Raw genomic sequence first — 16,535 nt, 5'->3', positions numbered from 1 at the left:
ATGCGCCGCGTCGCGCATTCCCTGCGCAGGCTGCTGGCAAGCCTGGCCCTCGGTTTGGCCGCCTGCAGCGCCACGGCTGCGCCGCCGGATAAGGCCCAGGGCTACCGCTTCGAGATCGTCACCGGCGACGACAGCGCCGTCAGCGCGCGCATCGCCGAAGACCTGTACAAGCGCCTGGTGCCGACCTTTGCCGCCTTCCGCACCGAGCTGGCGCAGAAGCGGCGCATGGTGACGATTGCCATCGGCCCGGACGCATTGCGCCAGGCAGTGGCGCGGCGCTGCGACTGCGTGGTGATCGCAGCCTTCACTTCGAGCCAGGTATGGCGCTCGGTCGTCGGCGCATTGCCGCCCGCGCGCGCCGCCCTGAACACGGCGGTGTACGCCGAGCCGGCGCCGCTGGATCAGCTGCAGCTGGCCAGCCTGCTGTACCGGCGTCCGGTGCGGGTGGCGGCCATCGTCGGCCAGGATGCGGACACGTTCGTCCACGCCCTGCAGGGCAAGGCCGACCTGGTGCGCGCGGCGCCAAGCGACGACATCGGCGAGCTGCTGGGACGCGTCAAGCGCAGCGAAGCGCTGCTGGCGCTGCCGGACAGTGCGGTCTACAACCCCGAGAACGTGCGCAGCATCCTGCTCGCCACCTACCGCCGCAAGCAGGCGGTGATCGGTTTTTCGGGCGACATGGTGAAGGTGGGAGCACTGGCCACCACCTATTCCGACATCGAGGACATCAACGCCCAGGTGGCGGAAGTGGCGGCCGCCTTTGTCGCCAGCGGCGAGCTGCCCGCACCCCAGTTCCCGCGCTACTTCCGCACCACGATCAACGAGGGCGTGGCGCGTTCGCTCGACATCGTGGTCGGCAAGGACGCACGCGGCTTTGCCAGGCCGCGGCCATGAGCCTGCGCCGCCTCGTGCAGCCCTGGCGCAGCTGGAGCATCGGCCTGCGCATGGCCTTCATCACCATGCTGCCGGTCGCGTTCCTGTTCACTTCCTTTCTCTGGTATTCCTGGTACGCGCACCGGGCCCAGGTGGCCGAGGAGCTGGCCGAGCGCGGCCGCATCCTGGCGCGCGCGCTGGCCGAGACCAGCGAGTACAACGTCATCTCCGGCAACCTGACGGACCTGCGCCTGACCATCAACGGCCTGGTGCAGTCCGATAAAAGCATCTACCGCATCGACGTGGTCGACGCCACCGGCAAGCGCGCCGTGCGCGTGACCTCCGAGAGCGCGCTTGATTCCGAACCGCACTACTACGAAGCGGCCATCCGCAAGCAGGTGGTGTGGATCAACCTGTTCACCGACAACGGCATCCCGCACGTCTCGGCCTCCAGCGACACGCGCCCGCCCACGCTGACCACCGAAGTGGTGGGGGCGGTGCGCGTGACCATGTCGCCGGCGAACATGCTGGCCAAGCAGACGCGCCGCTTCCAGGTGGAAGTGGCGATGGCGGCGCTGGCGCTGGCCGCCAGCGGTGTGCTGGCCTGGGTGCTGGCGCGCTCGCTGATCCTGCCGCTGCGCGACGCGATTGGCGCCTTGCGCGAAATCCGCGGCGGGAACTACCGCATCGAGCTGCCGGTGACCACCGGCGGCGAGATCGGCGAGCTGCAAGGCTCGATCGGCGAGATGTCGGTGGCGCTCGACCAGTCCAAGCAGGACCTGGAAAACAAGGTGGCGGCGCGCACGCAAGACCTGCTCGAATCGCGCAACGAGGCACTGCGCGCCGACGCCGACAAGCGCAAACTGATCCAGAAGGTGAACAACATCATCGAGGACGAGCGCAAGAGCATCGCGATCGAGATCCACGACGAACTGAACGCCTCGCTGATCGCGGTGCGGCTGGAGGCGCAGAGCATCGCCATGCTGTCGGCCAGGGCGCCGGCCGGCCCCGAGGTTGAGGACATCCGCAACAAGGCGCAGGCCATCACCAAGCTGGCGCTCGATTTGTACGCCAATGGCCGGCGCCTGGTGCGGCGCCTGCGTCCCGAGGTGCTCGACATGCTGGGCCTGCACGGCGCGGTGGAAGAGATGCTGCGCCACTACGACAGCGGCTCCGGCTGCCGCTTCGCCTTCCACTCCGAGGGCGACTTCTCGCGCCTGGGGAACGAGCTGGCGATTTCCGCCTACCGCATCGTGCAGGAAGCGCTGTCGAACGTGATGAAGCACGCGGGCGCCAGCTTCGCCCAGGTCAGCCTGGTGCTCGACGACGACGAAAATGTGCTGCGCATCGCGGTCGAGGATGACGGCCAGGGCTTCGAGCCGGCCCTCCGTTCCGAAGGCATCGGCATCATCGGCATGCGCGAGCGCGTGTACGCATTGCGCGGTGCGATCGCCCTACGCTCGGCGCCGCAGCGCGGCACCACGGTTGCCATCACCCTGCCACTTTCCGCCGCCAGTGCTGTATCGTAGCGGCTCGATTTTCTCTCCCTGCCGGAACCTCCCATGCCGAACGAAATGAAGACGCCCTACGAACTGGGCAACCAGAACCAGACCACCACCTGGAGCGACTGCATCGCCTGGTACGAAGCGCTGGCGCGCGATTACCCGGGCGTGCTGCGCTTCGGCACCATCGGCACGTCGGACGCTGGCCTGCCGATCCACGCCGGCGTGGTCAGTGCCGACGGCGTGTTCGGGCGCGAGCAGATCAAGGACAGCGGGCGTCCGGTTTTCTTCAACAACAACGGCATCCACCCGGGCGAACCCGAAGGCGTGGACGGCTGCATGGCGCTGGTGCGCGACTTCTGCACCCAGCCGGCGCGCCTGGCGGCGCTCGGGGAGACCGTGTTCATCTTCATCCCGCTGTACAACGTCGACGGCAGCATCAACCGCGCCAACACTTCGCGCGTGAACCAGGACGGCCCCGAGCAGTTCGGCTTCCGCGGCAACAGCCGTCATCTCGACCTGAACCGCGATTTCGTCAAGTGCGACACGTTGACGGCCCAGGTCTTCAACCGCTTCTTCACGGCCTGGGACCCGGACGTGATGGTCGACACCCACACTTCCAACGGCGCCGACTACAGCTACACGATGACCCTGATCCACACCCAGCCCGACAAGCTGGGCGGAGAGCTAGGCGGCTTCCTGCGCGACACCATGCTGCCTGCGCTGTACGCCGACATGGCGCAGCGCGGCTGGCCGACCTGCCCCTACGTGAATCCGGTCAAGGACAGCCCGGACCACGGCATTGCCGACTTCCTGGAAACCGCGCGCTTCTCGACCGGCTATGCGGCCCTGCACCACACCATCGGTTTCATGCCCGAGACCCACATGCTGAAACCCTTCCAGGACCGCTACGAGTCGATGCGCGCCCTGGTCGAGAGCGCGCTCGACTTCACGGTGCAGCACGCCGCCCAGATCCAGGCCCTGCGCCGCGCCGCCAAGGCCGCCAGCCGCACCCGCGCCGAATGGCCGATCCACTGGGCCATGGACGAAACCAACCCGGGCAGCTTCCGCTTCAAGGGCTACGAGGCCAAGTACAAGCCGAGCGTCCTGGGCGGCTACACGCGCCTGCACTACGACCGCAACAGCCCCTGGGAACGCGACATCGCCTGGTACAACCGCTTCAACGCCGACATCACCGTGCCCGCGCCAACAGCCTATGTGATCCCGCAAGCCTGGCGCGAAGCCGTTGAGCGCCTGCAGCTGAACGGCGTGCAGCTTGAACGCGTCGACGCCGACCGGATGCAGGAGGTGGATTACTACCACATCGCCTCGGTGGCATCGCGCCCCAACGCCTACGAAGGCCACCTGTTCCACGACGACGTACAGCTGGAAAGGCGCCGCGCCCAGGTGCTGCTGCGCGCCGGCGATTACATCGTCCCGCTCGACCAGGAGCAGGCTCGCTACGCCGTCGAGACCCTGGAACCCCTGGCCCACGACAGCTTCTTCCGCTGGGGCTTCTTCAACAGCGTGCTGGAAAAGAAGGAAGCCTATTCCGACTACGTGTTCGAAGACGAAGCCGAACAGCTGCTGCGCGACGAACCGGAACTGGCTGCGAAGTTCAATGACTGGAAAGCCGCGAACCCCGGCCTGCTGTCGAACCAGGAAGCCGTGCTGGACTTCATCTTCGCCAACTGCGCCAAATACCGCGAACCCGAATGGCGCCGCTACCCCGTCTTCATGATCGCCTAAGCTTGATAGTCGCGGTACGGATACTCGACATCTCCCGTAGGGTGGGCTCTCGAGCCCACGCGGATCAAACCTACCAATAACGGCACAGGCAACAGCCCCGATACCGCATGAACATCGGGCACACGCCACCAAGAGAAAAACAATGAGACACCCCACCATCACCGCTCTCTGCCTCACCCTGGCCACCGCCGCCCACGCCGCCCCATCCCCCGGCCAAACCTTCTTCACCCAGAACTGCGCCAGCTGCCACACCGTCGACAACAAGCTCTCCCCACTCGCCGGCCCCGGCCTGTTCAACGTCGTCGGCCGCAAAGCCGCCGCCGTCTCCAATTTCAACTACACCGATGCATTAACCAAAGCCGGCGCATCAGGCAAGACCTGGACTCGCGAAGAACTCGACGTCTTCCTGCGCGACCCGAACAAGGACGTCCCCGGCACCGCAATGCCGATCGGCGTGCCCGACGCCAGACAGCGCGCCGCCGTCATCGCCTACCTCGCCAACCAAACCGGCCAGGCCGCCGCGCCAATAACAGCAAGCGCCAAACCAGCCGACCAGGCCGGCGCCTGGACCCAGGACAAACCCGGCGACCTGCACCACATTAAGCCGACTGAACTGATCAAACCCTACGCCAGCGACAGCGCCGGCAACGGCCCGAAACTCGCCGCCCGCCCCGACGGCGCCATGCCCGCCGTCCCGCCAGGCTTCACAATCGGCATCTACGCCGACAAGCTCGGCAAATCGCGCCTGCCGCTGCGCGCGCCGAACGGCGACATCTTCCTGTCGGAAGCCGCGAAAGGCCAGGTTACTGTCCTGCGCTCGAAGGATGGCGTCAAGGCCGACACCGTCAGCGTCTACGCCACCGGCCTGTCGCGCCCCTATGGCATGGCCCTGTGGCCGGCCGACAAACCACAGTACCTGTACGTCGCCAACGTCAACTCGGTGGTGCGCTACCCCTACAGCAGCGGCGACCTGAAGGCGAAGGGCGAACCCGAAACCGTGATCGAGAAGATCAGCGACACCAGCGGCGGCCACGTCACGCGCACCATCGCCTTCTCGAAGGATGGCAAGACGATGTTCCTGTCGGTCGGCTCGGCCACCAACGTCGCTGCCGGCATCGGCGCCCAGCCGCCGCAGCCGCTGGCGCAATGGGAAGCAAAGTATGGCGTCGGCGCCGCCTGGGGCGAGGAGACCGAGCGCGCCGCCGTGCTGGCCTTCGACGCCGACGGCAAGAACCGCCGCGCCTATGCCAACGGCCTGCGCAACTGCGTCGGCATGATCGTGCACCCGGCCACCGGCGACTTGTTCTGCAGCGTGAACGAGCGCGACGAACTGGGCGACAACCTGCCGCCCGACTACATCACGCGCGTCAAGCAGGGCGGCTTCTATGGCTGGCCGTGGTACTACATCGGCGCCAACGAAGACCCGCGCCTGAAGGGCATCCGCCCGGACCTGAAGAACAAGACCATCGTGCCCGACACCCTGATCCAGTCGCACTCGGCGCCGCTGGGCATGGTCGTCTATCAGGCGCCAAAGGGGGCGCAGCACGCCTTCCCGAAAGAGTACGAGGGCGACATCTTCCTGGCCCTGCACGGCTCCTGGAACCGCGGCATCCGCACCGGCTACAAGGTGGTGCGCGTGTTCATGAAGAACGGCGTGCCGACCGGGCAGTACCAGGACTTCATGACCGGCATGGTGCTGAGCGACCGAGACGTGTGGGCACGCCCTGCGGCCGTCGAAGTGGCGGCCGATGGCGCGCTGCTGGTGGTCGACGATGGCGGCGGCGTGGTGTGGCGGATCGCGCCGGCGCGCTCGAACTGAGCGCATACAGGTTCCGGTAAGCGCAGGCGTCGGCGGGGGATGGCTACCGGCGCGGCGAAGCAGCGGCAGGCAGAACAGGCACATGTCAAGTATGTAGTTTCCGTGTGGAAATGTTAAAATGATGCGATACACATTTTCTCGTCTCGACGCGCCTCATCGCATCCATTGGCATCTGCCTGCCACACGATTTACCTGGAACGTAACATGTCCGTATCCCAAGGCGATTCTGCTGCCAAATCGCGCTTTAACTATCTCCTTTGCATCGACCTCGTCGCTTTAGTGTCCATCCTCGTGATCGCCGGCCGTCCTGAAGCGCTGGCGATCACGGTCAGCGCGATCATCATCTGCGTGGCCGCCCTGGCGTACCGCGCCACCCTGGGCGTCAAGTCGTATGTCGCGAATGCGGCAGCCAAGGCGAAATCGGCGCGCACTGCCTCCCAGCAGGCGCGGCGCATGCCCGCCGCCACCCCGGCCGTGCCGGTCAAGCCAGGCAGCCGGTCCTGGCTACGCGACTCCGAGTAGGGGAACACGCAGCCGCGCAACCGGTTGCGCGTACACCTCGCGATACAGGTCGTGCATTTCCTGCGCCAGCTCCGGGTCGCAGGTTTCGGCATCGCACACGCAGCGTCCCGCGCCATATTCGCAGGCCCCCGGTTCGTGCAGCCGCACGGGCGCCAGGCGCGCCGTTCCCACTCGCTGCACATGGGCCAGCAGCGAGGCATCCTTGCGCGGCTCTGCGGTGCACACCGCCACGAACAGGATGCGTGCTTCCGGATTGACGGTGCGCGCCGCGTTCAGGCGCCTGGCCAGCGTGTACTGGCCGGCCAGGTCGATTTCTCCGCCCCGCACCGGCACCACGATCACGCGCGCCGCGGCCAGCACGCAGCGGCATTCCTCGGTATCGCGCGCACCCGCATCGACCACGATGTCGTTGAACAGGCGCCGCAGTCCGGCCAGCTTGCCGGCGACGCCACGCGTGCCGAGGCTGCGTACGTCGAGCCAGGGCCGGATGCGCGCCGCGCTGCGCGCTTCGCCCCACAGGTAGCCCCCATGCCAGAGCCCGGTCATGGCCAGGCAGACTTTGCGTCCGCTGCGCGCGCGCAGCACCGCGAGATTGCGCGCCACGATGCTGCGGTCGGCGCTGGCGTGCTGGTTGACGACGGCGATGATCATGCTTGTCTCTGCTGGAGTCGGGAGGCAGTCCAGCTTAGCGAGAGTGCGGTAAATAGACTGAAAAGGGTGGGGGCATGGGCGTAAAAACCGGGTCAACGGGCGGCAGGGAAGGGGCTGGCCGCAGCGCTGTGCATGCGGCGCGCATAAGGCGATTTATGTAGGGAGCGTAGTGCTTGACTTGCATCACGTGCGATGCGATGTTGCCATTGCTGCTGAGTTAAAAAATGTCACATTCTGGCTCGGTGCGCATTCGACGATTGATTCTTTTGGAGACAAATATGAACAAGAAGTTGGCAACGCTGCTGTTTGCAATTGGTCTGGGCATGGCGGGCGGTTCCGCGCTGGCGTTCGGCCCCCTGGATCCACCTTCCTGCGCCCAGCAATGCTTCACCGTTTTCAAGGCTTGCAAGGCTGCCGGCGTTCCTGAAAGCGAATGCCAGATGGACTTTTCGTCTTGCAGGGATCGCTGCGGCATCTGATCGCTTGTGTCCGGCCGCGCCTGGCAACACGGGCGGCGGCATGATTGTCCCGGCAAATCGCTGCCGGAAGTGACAATGCGTGAGTTTTCCAGGCGGCATCGCAAGGCATAATGCGCGGTCAAGCGCATGTTGCACTGCGGGACCGTTGGGACCACCGCTACAACCGGTGTTCCCCGGCATCTACCCGTGCCCACTTTCGGAGAACACCATCAATCCGTCCATTCGTCTCGAACACCTGCCGCGCGCGCTGATCCTGGCCGCCTCCCTGCTGGCCGCCGGCTGCGCCGTGCAGCCGAACAACCGCGGCGGCGTGCTGATCGGCCTGGATACGGCCGAGCTCTTCGGCAAGCAGCTGGGCGGCTTTCGCCTGGCCGACGGCACCCTTGGCTCGCTGCGCCACGATCCCTCGACCGGGGCCTTTTCGGTGAAGATCGGCAGCTACCGCGTGGTGCCGCTGCCGAATGCGGTAGGGGCGCGCATCGCCATGGTGGCGCAGGTGGAATCGCGCCTGGTGGTGATCGTCGAGACCCAGGAACGCAACTGCCACTACAAGTACACGCTGATGGCCATCGAAGGCACCGATGTGCTGCAGTGGGGCTTCGGGAATTGCCAGGACCGGCCCCAGGCCACGCTGGACGAGGATGGCCGCGCGATCTACATCGACTTCCCCGAGCACAACAGCCTGAAGCGCTACAGCTACATGGACCAGCGCCTGTATTCGGGCCGGGCGCCGGCGCCGGCGGGTGTGAACATGGCGGTGCGTCCCTACGCCGACGAGAACCTGCGTCCGACCTTTCCGATGCCGCCGGCACGCGGCGATGGCCGTCCCGGCACTGCGCCCGGCCTGGCTGCGCCGAACCGCACGGGCATCGCCGGCAGCGGCGGCCGCGTGATCCCGGCGCCGCCGCAGCGCGCCGCCCTGGCCGGCAATAAGGCGCCGTCCGCGCCGCGCGACAACCCGACCTCACGCGACACCACGGTCGCACGCGACACCACCCCGCAGCGCAAGCGCAGCGACGAGCTGCCGCGCGGGCGTCTCACCATTCCGGACGAGGAAATCAAGCCGGTCCGCATCGACCTGAGGAAGTAAGCCACGATGCGCGCCCAACAACTCAAGCAACTGGTCTTCCTGATCCTGCTGACCGTGGTCTACCTGTGTTTCGAGCTCGGCTTCAATGCGCGCCTGCTCGACGTGGTGGGCGGGAATGCGGGCCCGCACGACGTCGAGCGCCTGGAAGTATATGGCCGCACCCTGTCCGGCGTGGCCGCGGCGCTGGTGCTGCTGCAGGTGATGCTGCGGCGCCGCCTGCACAGCCAGTCCTCGTATCCTTCGCTGCTGCGTATCGCGGTCGGCTGCCTGTTGGTGGCCGGCGCCGTTTTCTTCTCGATCAAGATCTTCGTCGACGTATCGGTGGCCACGCGCGAAGCCGAGTTCCGGCGCGTGGCCTACAACACCATTCTGCTGCAACGCTCGCTGGTGAATGGCCAGGCCGAACTCGATGGCCTGGTCGACGACAAGCTGCTGTTCGCCCAGCCCGAGGGCAAGGCCTTCCTGGCGCTGTTTCCCCTCCTGGCCCTGTCGAGCTCGACCCTGGACGAGCGCATGAAGGGCACCAAGGACCAGGTGATCGGCAACATCGTGCGCAGTTCGAAGACCGGCCAGCAGTACTACGAGGACTACCTCGAAGCGATCAAGCGCACCCACACCAACTGGCAGAAATATGCGCGCATTCCGTCGGCCTCGAACGACGACCTGCAGCACGAGCAGGACAAGGCCTGGCAAGATTACGTCGATTCGCTGCGCAAGCATAACTGGACGCCCTACACGGTGCCGGGCTACCGCCGCGCCGCAGTGGTGAAGAAGGTGCGCCAGAAGGTGCCGGTGAGTGCGCGCTGGGACCCATCCGACGAAGTGGCCTTCCGCGACGCCGTCGAGCAGCGCTACCGCAAGTCGACCAGCGGCATCGTGGTCGGACGCGACCGCATTCCGCCGGGGTTGTCGTTCGCGCAGTTCGTGGCGCGTCCGGGCGTACAGGGCCAGCTGCGCGAAGCGCTGGCGCTGCCGGCCGGCGCGACCGTGGCGCACGACTACGGCAGCGCGGCCGAATTCAAGCGCCTGTACGAGGCGATGGTCGGCAAGGCGGTGCGCGACAAGCGCGCCAGCTACGACTCGGATGCTGCGCAGTTCGAATACGGCGCGCGCCTGTTCAAGGACGGCAACGAGGCGGCGCGCGCGGCCATCGTACCGCCGGTTGCGCTGGCGTTTTCGCTGCTGGGCGCGATCGGCCACTTCTCGAAGCTGCTGTACCTGGTCGCCACGCTGGTGCTGCTGCTGCGCAGCCCCGGCCAGGACACGCTCAGCCGGCGCGCCGGCTGGACCGCCATCGCGGTGCTGGTGGCCGCGTTTGCCGGCGTCTGGCTGCTGCTGTCGTTCGTCGAGAACCGCATCACGCGCAGCGAGCTGTTCGTCCAGATGATGGAACAGTCGCGCGCGCCGGAAGAGGGCGATACCGGCTGGACCCGCACGCGCAAAGCCTTGATAGGCAACATCACCCACGTGGTAGCGGTGGGGCAGGGCTACAGCTATCCCGTCAATGAAGCGATCCGCGTCACTCTCTTGCAGGACCTGAACTATGGCTATGAACCCACACCGTAAATCCGCGCTCGCCGCAGTGCTGCCGGCTGCGCTGTTATCTGCACTGTTGGCCGCCGCGCCCGTGCAGGCGGACTGCCTCGGCATGCAGATCCATTCGCACCGCGGCAATGGCCAGGCGCCGGAGAATTCCCTGGGTGCGCTGCGCGCGGCCTACGCCGGCGGCTTCGACGGCGTCGAGACCGATTTGCAGATGCTGGGCGACCGTGAATGGGTGGTGCACCACGACCAGGCCACTGGCCGCGTGGTGCGCACCGCGGCGCCGGTGCCGGTGAACAGCCTGCGCAGCGCCGACTGGCGCGCCGCGCGCATGACATTGCGCGGCGCGGTGACCGGCGAGGCGCCGCCTTTCGCCAGCGACCTGGCGCAGCTGGCGTCCAGCTACCCGCAGGGCACGCTGAACGCCGAGATCAAGACGGTGGCGGCCTGCCAGGACGTCGGCGCGCTGGTGCAGCAGCTGCGCGGCGAAGTCGGGCATGGCAACTGGTTCCTGACCTCGCCGGTAGAGGGCAACCTGCGCTGCGCGCGCCAGGCCGACCGCGAAGGTTACCTGGGGCTGATCGTGCTCGATCCGCGCAATGCCCAGGCACTGGGCAATTCGCGCGCCACGCGCTTCGTGGCCAGCCACGCCCAGGCGCCGCGCCTGGACCGCAACTGGCTGAGCAATCTGCAGGGGCGGGTGGGAGCGCCGGTGGGCGTGCACGTCGATGCGCGCACGCTGGAGGCGAACCGCAACTTGCTGAACGACGCGGCGGCGCTGGCCATGCCGGTGTTCGTGTATGCGGTGGACGGGGACAGTGCGCTGGCGTCCGCCTTGCAGAAGGCGCGCCGTGCGACGGGGATGTGGCCGAGCGGGGCGATCATCGATGGCGGCGCTGAAGCATTCTGCGCGAAGCTGAGGTAGGTAAGGGGCGGCATGGCCGCCCACCTTACGTGCCCTACATCTCCGCCAGCACCGTGCCGCGCGCATCCAGCAAGCGCACCTTCAGCACCTGCAGCTTGATGCGGCGGTTGCTCGGATCGGCGTCCTGGGCATACGCATAGGTCTCCAGGCGCAGCGGTTTATACGAACTCAGGTAGCCCTCGATCTCGCGCGCCTTGGCTTCGTCGGTCACCTTGAAGGCGGAGAAGTCGGCCGCGTTGGTGGTGGCCAGCGTGTACTGGCTGTTGTCGTTGAAGAAGGTGTAGCGGTCGTCCGAGAAGTCGTTGATGGCAAAGGATTTCTTTTCGAAGTCGTAGCGCTGCAGCAGGCGGCTGTCCTGCTGGTCGACGATGACGTAGCGGCCGTTCTTCGCGCCGGCGATCTCGCCGTCGATGCGCGGTTGCAGCGCCTTCAGGATGTCGCGCTGCTGGAAGCTGTCGCTGGTGCGGCGGTATTCGTCGGAATAGGTCTTGGCGATCTCGTCGTAGGGCGCCGGCATGTTCGACAGCGCGTAGTACATGAACATCACCTGGTGGCCGCTGTCGATCTTGCGGTAGGCACTCAAAGGCGTGGCCGGGTCGCCCTTCGGCAGGGTGGCGGCCACGGCCTTGTTGACGGCTTGCGGGTTCTGCAGGTCGGCCAGGCTTGCGGGGGCAGCAGATGCGGCCGCAGGTGCGGCGGCGGCCGGTGCTTCATCCTTCTTGGAGCAGGCGGCGAGGCTGAAGGCGAGGGCGATCTGGACGGCGAGGATGGTGGTCTTTTTCATGGTTGTGCTCTGGAGGTTAAGGGTGGCAAGGTTGAGGGTGGATTAACGTTGACGGAGTGCGCGCAGGCCGATCCAGGCCAGGTACAGGGCGGCGGCCAGCGACACATACACGCCGAAGCCAACCGAGACGGCCTGCATCACTTGTTTCATCATGGCGCCGACGATGTCGCCCATCTGGCTGCCGCCGAGGCCGCCCATCTGCTCGGTGGCGGCGTTGGCCATGGCGTTCATCTTCGTGTAGATGACGAGGCCGACGGCGGCGAGGAAGGCCAGCGGGGCGAAGTAGCCGAGCGGCGCCAGGCGGTGCTTCCACAGGGCCGGCAGGGCGGGAGCAGCCATCGCCAGGATGCACAGCAAACCGTAGATGCCGGCGCTGCCGCCGCGCCCGAAGTTCTGCAGGCTGGCGCCGGCGTTCACCATGCGCAGCACGTCGAACATGGTGGCGCTTTGCGACATGCCGGCCATGATCTGCACCGTCACCGCCGGCAGCCAGATCCAGCTGATGGCGACGATGGCCATGGCCACCAGCACCGGGGTGCCGATCTTCTGCACCGATGCGCGCAGCACCGGCGCGCCCTTGCCGAGGGCCTGGCGCGCCAGCTCGCCGGCGATCTCGAGTTCTTCCTTGCCGACGCCGACCGGGTTCACGGTGCGCAGCTGGCCCCCGTCGTCGAAGCCGATGTCGACCGTGCCGCCGGTCTGCGGCGGGGTGGTGCCGCTCCAGTGGTCCTCGAGCGTGAACGGGATCTTGTTGCCGTCGACCGCCAGCAGGCCGGGGCCGGCTTGCGTGTCGCGCAGGATTTTGCCGCGCACGGTGCGGGCGGAAGTGGTCAGGGTATGCATGGGTAGTGGCTCCTCGGGTCAGGGTGGGTCGGTGTTAGCATCTGTGCCCGTGTATCGCTGCCGGGTTCGAGCCGGTTCAATCTTTTTTCAAATTTTTTTCACGAACAATGCGAAACCTTCCCCGCCATGAAGTGCGAATGCTGTTGAACCAGATCGCGCGTGGCGACGATACAGCGTCGGCCAGGCTGTATGCGGCCTACCAGCCCCTCGTGTATGGCTACGTGCGTGCGCAGGTGTGGGACGACCCGCATGCGGTCGAGGAGATCGTCAGCGACACCCTGCTGGTGGCTTTCCGCAAGACCGATGCGTATACCGGCGTGTCGGAGTTCTCGACCTGGCTGTGCGGCATCGCGCGCAACAAGGTGGCCGACTGGCGCCGCCGTAAGGGACGGCGCGAGGAGGTGTTTGTCGAGGACCCCGACGCCATCGACGGCGCCGCCGCGCCGGGTTGGGGCGTGCTGGAACTGATCGAGGAGCGCGAGCGCGGTACGGCGCTGGTCGAATGCATGGACCGGCTGCCGGACAGCCAGCGCGAGGCGCTGTACTGGAGCGCGGTGGAAGAGTGCGGACTGGATGAAGTGGCGGCGCGCACCGGCGTGCCGGAAGGGACGGTGAAATCGCGCCTGTTCCATGCGCGGCGCCGCGTGCGCGAGTGCCTGGAACGGGCCTTTGGTGGCGGCTTCGGAGGAGAACTGAATGGATGACAAGGCACAGGCACGCGCCAGCTTCCGGGCGGCGCTGCCCTTTTATATCAACGGCACGCTGCCGGAAGGCGAACGGGCCGAGGTCGAGGCGTTTCTGGCGCTCGATGCCGAAGCACGCGATGAACTGGCCTTCGCGCAGGCGCTGGCCGGTGCGGCGCGCCAGCACGTGGAAGAGCGCGACCCGATGGCCGGCTTCGATCAATTCCAGAAGCGCCTGGCCGCAGCGCGCGCCGAAGAGCAAAAGCCGCAGAAACGCAGCTGGCGCGACTGGGCCGCGAGCTGGGGCTTCTCGCCGGCGCTCGGCTTCGTCATCGCCCTGCTGGGACTGCAAACGGTGATGAACCTCGGCGTGGTCACGCGCCCGTTTGAGGAACCCATAACCCGCTCGCTGGCCACGTCGCAGCGCGCGGCCAACCTGAAGATCGTGGTGAGCGCCAACGCCAGCATGGCGCAGTTGGTCGAACTGCTGCAGGGACAGCGCTGCCAGATCGTCTGGGGACCGGGCAGCGGCGGCGAATTCTGGCTCGTGGTCGACGACCGCAAGCGCATCGAGGCCGTGCGTGCCGCCCTGCTGCGCTCGAACCTGGTCGACGACGTGCTCGTGCTGGAGCAGGAATGATGCGGCGCTTCTTCCTTGCGTTGACGCTGCTGCTGGCCTTGGCGCCGGCAGGGGCGCAACCGAAGACGCAGGCGCCGGCGTCCATCACCAACCGCTACGCGCTGGTGATCGGGAACGGCAACTACGGCGCCAACAGCCTGCCGAACACGCGGCCCGACGCCCAGCTGGTCGCCGACAGCCTGCGCCAGGCTGGCTTCGACGTGACCCTGAAGACCGACCTCACGCGCAGCGGCATGTTCGACGCCACGCGCAGCTTCGCCGAGCGGCTGCCGGCCGGCGCGTCGGCCGTTGTCTACTACGCCGGCCACGGCATGCAGATCAAGGGCGAGAACTACCTGCTGCCGGTCGACATGGTCGTCACCGGCGAAGAGGGTGTAAAACAACGCGCCTTTCCGCTGCAGGCCCTGCACGAAAGGCTGGCCTTGTCGAAGTCGTCGGTAAACGTGATGATCCTCGACGCCTGCCGCAACAATCCCTTCCAGCCGGTGAAGCCGGTGAAGCTGCGCAGCTTCGAGAACCTGGGCCTGGCGCCGTCCAGCGCCGCGCGCGGCACCCTGGTGGCGTATTCCACGGCACCGGGCCAGCTGGCCGAGGACGGCACCGGTCGCCGCCACAGCATCTATACCGAGACCCTGGCCAGGCTGCTGACCCAGCGCGGGCTGCCGGCCGAGACCCTGTTCCGCACGCTGTCGGACCAGGTGCGGCGCCAGACGCGCGAAGACCAGCAGCCCTGGTTCGAATCCTCCCTGGCCGGCGATTTCTACTTCCTGCCGCCGCCGGGCTGGCGTCCGGGGGCGGCGCCTATGCCTTCGCGCATCGCTGCCGGGGCCGGCCGCTCGCGCGGCATCGGCTCGATCGGCAGCACCGGCAACGACGCCTGGTACCGCGACATGGACGAGTCAGATTGGACCGGGCTCGATCACGAACTGGAAGCGCGCGCGCATGCGGCGGACAGCAACGAGATGGCGCTGCTGCGGCGCCAGGCCGGCAAGGGGAATGTGGTGGCGATGACGACGCTGGGGCTGGCCGCCTTGCAGGATGCGGGCCAGGGCGGTGCGGCGCGCCGGCAGGCCAGGGCGCAGGCCAAGGGCTGGTTCCTGAAAGCGGCGCGGCTGGGCTTCCCGGTGGCGCAGACCGAGCTGGGCGAGATGCTGTATGCGGACCGCACAGCGCAGGCGCGTGACGAGGCCATCGTCTGGCTGGAAAAGGCGGCACAGGCGCGCTATCCACGTGCCCGCATCGATCTGGCCCAGCTGCGCATGCAGCAGAATCCGACACCGGAATCGGTCAAGGCGCTGTGGGGGACGATCATGGACAGCAACGCGACGATGATGAAGCAGGGGAAGATGCAGCCGAAGACAGGGCAGTAAGGGCAGATACCGAGCGGTTTCGGGAGCACAGTTTCCACTGCGGACTTTCCCCGCCGTTGGATGAGATTGACGTGATGAGGCAGTGACGTTGCAAAACGTCGGTAGATATTGACATTTACCGACGATATGCAACAATAGGCGCATGAATACCCAGCTCCTGCCTACCGCGCTGCAAGCTGTCAATAAACCAGCCTTCCGGGCGAAGGATGCCATCGACGCCGGCCTGTCGCGTATGGCGCTGACGCGTCTGGTGCGTCAAGGCGATATCACGCGCATCGCACGCGGCCTGTATGCAGTCCCTAACAGGCCTAGCACGGAACTGGACAGTCTGGTCGACCTTGCCGCCTACAACGCACAGGGTGTCTTCTGCCTGCTGACTGCCCTGCGGTTTCACAAGCTGACTACCCAGTCGCCCTTCGAAGTCTGGCTGGCACTGCCCAACAAGGCACGTGTCCCGAAGATCGACTATCCCCCGGTCAGGATTGCCTGGTACTCAGGCGCGGCGCTCATGGAAGGCGTCGAACGGCATGAGGTGGCCGGACAGGCCATCAAGGTCTACGGTATTGCAAAGACAATTGCCGATTGCTTCAAGTACCGCAACAAGATCGGCGTCGATATCGGCATCGAGGCGTTGCGCGAGGCATTGCGTGAAAAGCGCGTGACGATGCGCGAGCTTTACCATTTCGGTAAGGTTTGCAGGGTCGAGAAAATCATGCGTCCTTATCTGGAGTCGCTTGTTTGAACGGGACAAGTAACATGCCGCAGTCGGTTCTGGCCCGGCTCATCCAGCTGGCGCTGAAGGCAACACTGGAGCGTCGGCAAACGGAAGTCGACTTGCAGCCGATCGGCTTGGCTGATGCATTCAGCCAGGACGTATCCAAACTGTCGCAATGGCGCGGCTTTATTAGAAAGAACAAGCTTGAGGCCGCGGATTTATCCGATGTAGTCGAAGAACTGAAGGTTTTTCTGCTTCCCGTTTTGGCTGGCAGCGTAGGCAGCCAGCACTGGGCAGATGGAGGACCATGGCGGTAAATTTTCCGCAAGGCGTAACCCTGTCGCAGCA

At 66.4% G+C, this 16,535-nt stretch carries 17 protein-coding genes; 14 read left to right on the top strand and 3 right to left on the bottom strand.

Annotation, left to right across the window (positions count from 1 at the left end; genetic code table 11):
* The 5 genes from QWL29_RS04815 to QWL29_RS04795 all read left to right on the top strand — a co-directional run bounded on the left by QWL29_RS04815 (nt 1) and on the right by QWL29_RS04795 (nt 6,465).
* Nucleotides 1-894 (top strand): hypothetical protein, encoded by an 894-nt coding sequence (locus tag QWL29_RS04815; protein ID WP_305821749.1) that lies wholly within the window; start codon nt 1-3, stop codon nt 892-894.
* Nucleotides 891-2,402 carry a sensor histidine kinase gene (locus QWL29_RS04810; RefSeq protein ID WP_305821748.1) on the top strand — a complete coding sequence of 504 codons (1,512 nt, stop codon included), beginning with the start codon at nt 891-893 and terminating at the stop codon, nt 2,400-2,402. Before QWL29_RS04815 ends, QWL29_RS04810 begins: the two co-directional genes overlap by 4 nt.
* Nucleotides 2,403-2,435: 33 nt before the next feature.
* Nucleotides 2,436-4,124 carry a M14 family zinc carboxypeptidase gene (locus QWL29_RS04805; RefSeq protein ID WP_305821747.1) on the top strand — a complete coding sequence of 563 codons (1,689 nt, stop codon included), beginning with the start codon at nt 2,436-2,438 and terminating at the stop codon, nt 4,122-4,124.
* 142 nt (nt 4,125-4,266) lie between these two features.
* Nucleotides 4,267-5,943, top strand: coding sequence for a PQQ-dependent sugar dehydrogenase (locus QWL29_RS04800; protein ID WP_305821746.1), 1,677 nt, complete (start codon nt 4,267-4,269; stop codon nt 5,941-5,943).
* Nucleotides 5,944-6,147: 204 nt separating this feature from the next.
* Complete coding sequence (locus tag QWL29_RS04795; RefSeq protein WP_305821745.1) at nt 6,148-6,465, top strand: hypothetical protein; 318 nt, start codon at nt 6,148-6,150, stop codon at nt 6,463-6,465.
* Here the strand turns inward: QWL29_RS04795 and QWL29_RS04790 are convergent.
* Nucleotides 6,448-7,116 (bottom strand): hypothetical protein, encoded by a 669-nt coding sequence (locus QWL29_RS04790; protein WP_305821744.1) that lies wholly within the window; start codon nt 7,114-7,116, stop codon nt 6,448-6,450. The genes QWL29_RS04795 and QWL29_RS04790 overlap by 18 nt on opposite strands.
* Nucleotides 7,117-7,394: 278 nt before the next feature.
* Here QWL29_RS04790 and QWL29_RS04785 point away from each other — a divergent pair, with 278 nt between their 5' ends.
* The 4 genes from QWL29_RS04785 (at nt 7,395) to QWL29_RS04770 (ending at nt 11,152) form a co-directional block, all read left to right on the top strand.
* A complete protein-coding gene (locus tag QWL29_RS04785) occupies nt 7,395-7,595 on the top strand; it encodes a hypothetical protein (protein ID WP_305821743.1) in 201 nt (66 codons plus the stop codon).
* A gap of 145 nt (nt 7,596-7,740) precedes the next feature.
* A complete protein-coding gene (locus QWL29_RS04780; RefSeq protein WP_305821742.1) occupies nt 7,741-8,685 on the top strand; it encodes a hypothetical protein in 945 nt (314 codons plus the stop codon).
* 6 nt (nt 8,686-8,691) lie between these two features.
* Nucleotides 8,692-10,251: a hypothetical protein gene (locus QWL29_RS04775; RefSeq protein ID WP_305821741.1), complete on the top strand. Its 1,560-nt coding sequence runs from the start codon at nt 8,692-8,694 to the stop codon at nt 10,249-10,251.
* Nucleotides 10,229-11,152, top strand: coding sequence for a glycerophosphodiester phosphodiesterase (locus tag QWL29_RS04770; RefSeq protein WP_305821740.1), 924 nt, complete (start codon nt 10,229-10,231; stop codon nt 11,150-11,152). The genes QWL29_RS04775 and QWL29_RS04770 overlap by 23 nt, the downstream gene beginning before the upstream one ends.
* Before the next feature lie 34 nt (nt 11,153-11,186).
* Here QWL29_RS04770 and QWL29_RS04765 read toward each other — a convergent pair whose 3' ends face one another.
* Both QWL29_RS04765 and QWL29_RS04760 read right to left on the bottom strand, forming a co-directional pair.
* Nucleotides 11,187-11,936 carry a hypothetical protein gene (locus QWL29_RS04765; RefSeq protein ID WP_305821739.1) on the bottom strand — a complete coding sequence of 250 codons (750 nt, stop codon included), beginning with the start codon at nt 11,934-11,936 and terminating at the stop codon, nt 11,187-11,189.
* 42 nt (nt 11,937-11,978) lie between these two features.
* Complete coding sequence (locus QWL29_RS04760; RefSeq protein ID WP_305821738.1) at nt 11,979-12,779, bottom strand: hypothetical protein; 801 nt, start codon at nt 12,777-12,779, stop codon at nt 11,979-11,981.
* A 137-nt stretch (nt 12,780-12,916) separates the two neighbouring features.
* Here QWL29_RS04760 and QWL29_RS04755 point away from each other — a divergent pair, with 137 nt between their 5' ends.
* The 5 genes from QWL29_RS04755 (at nt 12,917) to QWL29_RS04735 (ending at nt 16,504) form a co-directional block, all read left to right on the top strand.
* Nucleotides 12,917-13,483, top strand: coding sequence for an RNA polymerase sigma factor (locus tag QWL29_RS04755; protein ID WP_305821737.1), 567 nt, complete (start codon nt 12,917-12,919; stop codon nt 13,481-13,483).
* The gene (locus QWL29_RS04750; protein ID WP_305821736.1) at nt 13,476-14,102 is read left to right on the top strand and encodes an anti-sigma factor; all 627 of its coding nucleotides are present in this window, start codon (nt 13,476-13,478) and stop codon (nt 14,100-14,102) included. Before QWL29_RS04755 ends, QWL29_RS04750 begins: the two co-directional genes overlap by 8 nt.
* Complete coding sequence (locus QWL29_RS04745) at nt 14,099-15,472, top strand: caspase family protein (protein ID WP_305821735.1); 1,374 nt, start codon at nt 14,099-14,101, stop codon at nt 15,470-15,472. The genes QWL29_RS04750 and QWL29_RS04745 overlap by 4 nt, the downstream gene beginning before the upstream one ends.
* 142 nt (nt 15,473-15,614) lie before the next feature.
* On the top strand, nt 15,615-16,214 hold the full coding sequence (locus QWL29_RS04740; protein WP_305821734.1) for a type IV toxin-antitoxin system AbiEi family antitoxin domain-containing protein: 600 nt from the start codon (nt 15,615-15,617) through the stop codon (nt 16,212-16,214).
* Nucleotides 16,215-16,228: 14 nt separating this feature from the next.
* The gene (locus tag QWL29_RS04735; RefSeq protein ID WP_305821733.1) at nt 16,229-16,504 is read left to right on the top strand and encodes a hypothetical protein; all 276 of its coding nucleotides are present in this window, start codon (nt 16,229-16,231) and stop codon (nt 16,502-16,504) included.
* Nucleotides 16,505-16,535: the final 31 nt, after the last annotated feature.

It is taken from the genome of Massilia brevitalea, from assembly GCF_030711405.1.
GTDB lineage: Bacteria > Pseudomonadota > Gammaproteobacteria > Burkholderiales > Burkholderiaceae_D > Telluria > Telluria brevitalea.
This window is presented reverse-complemented; position numbering and strand designations above follow the sequence as displayed.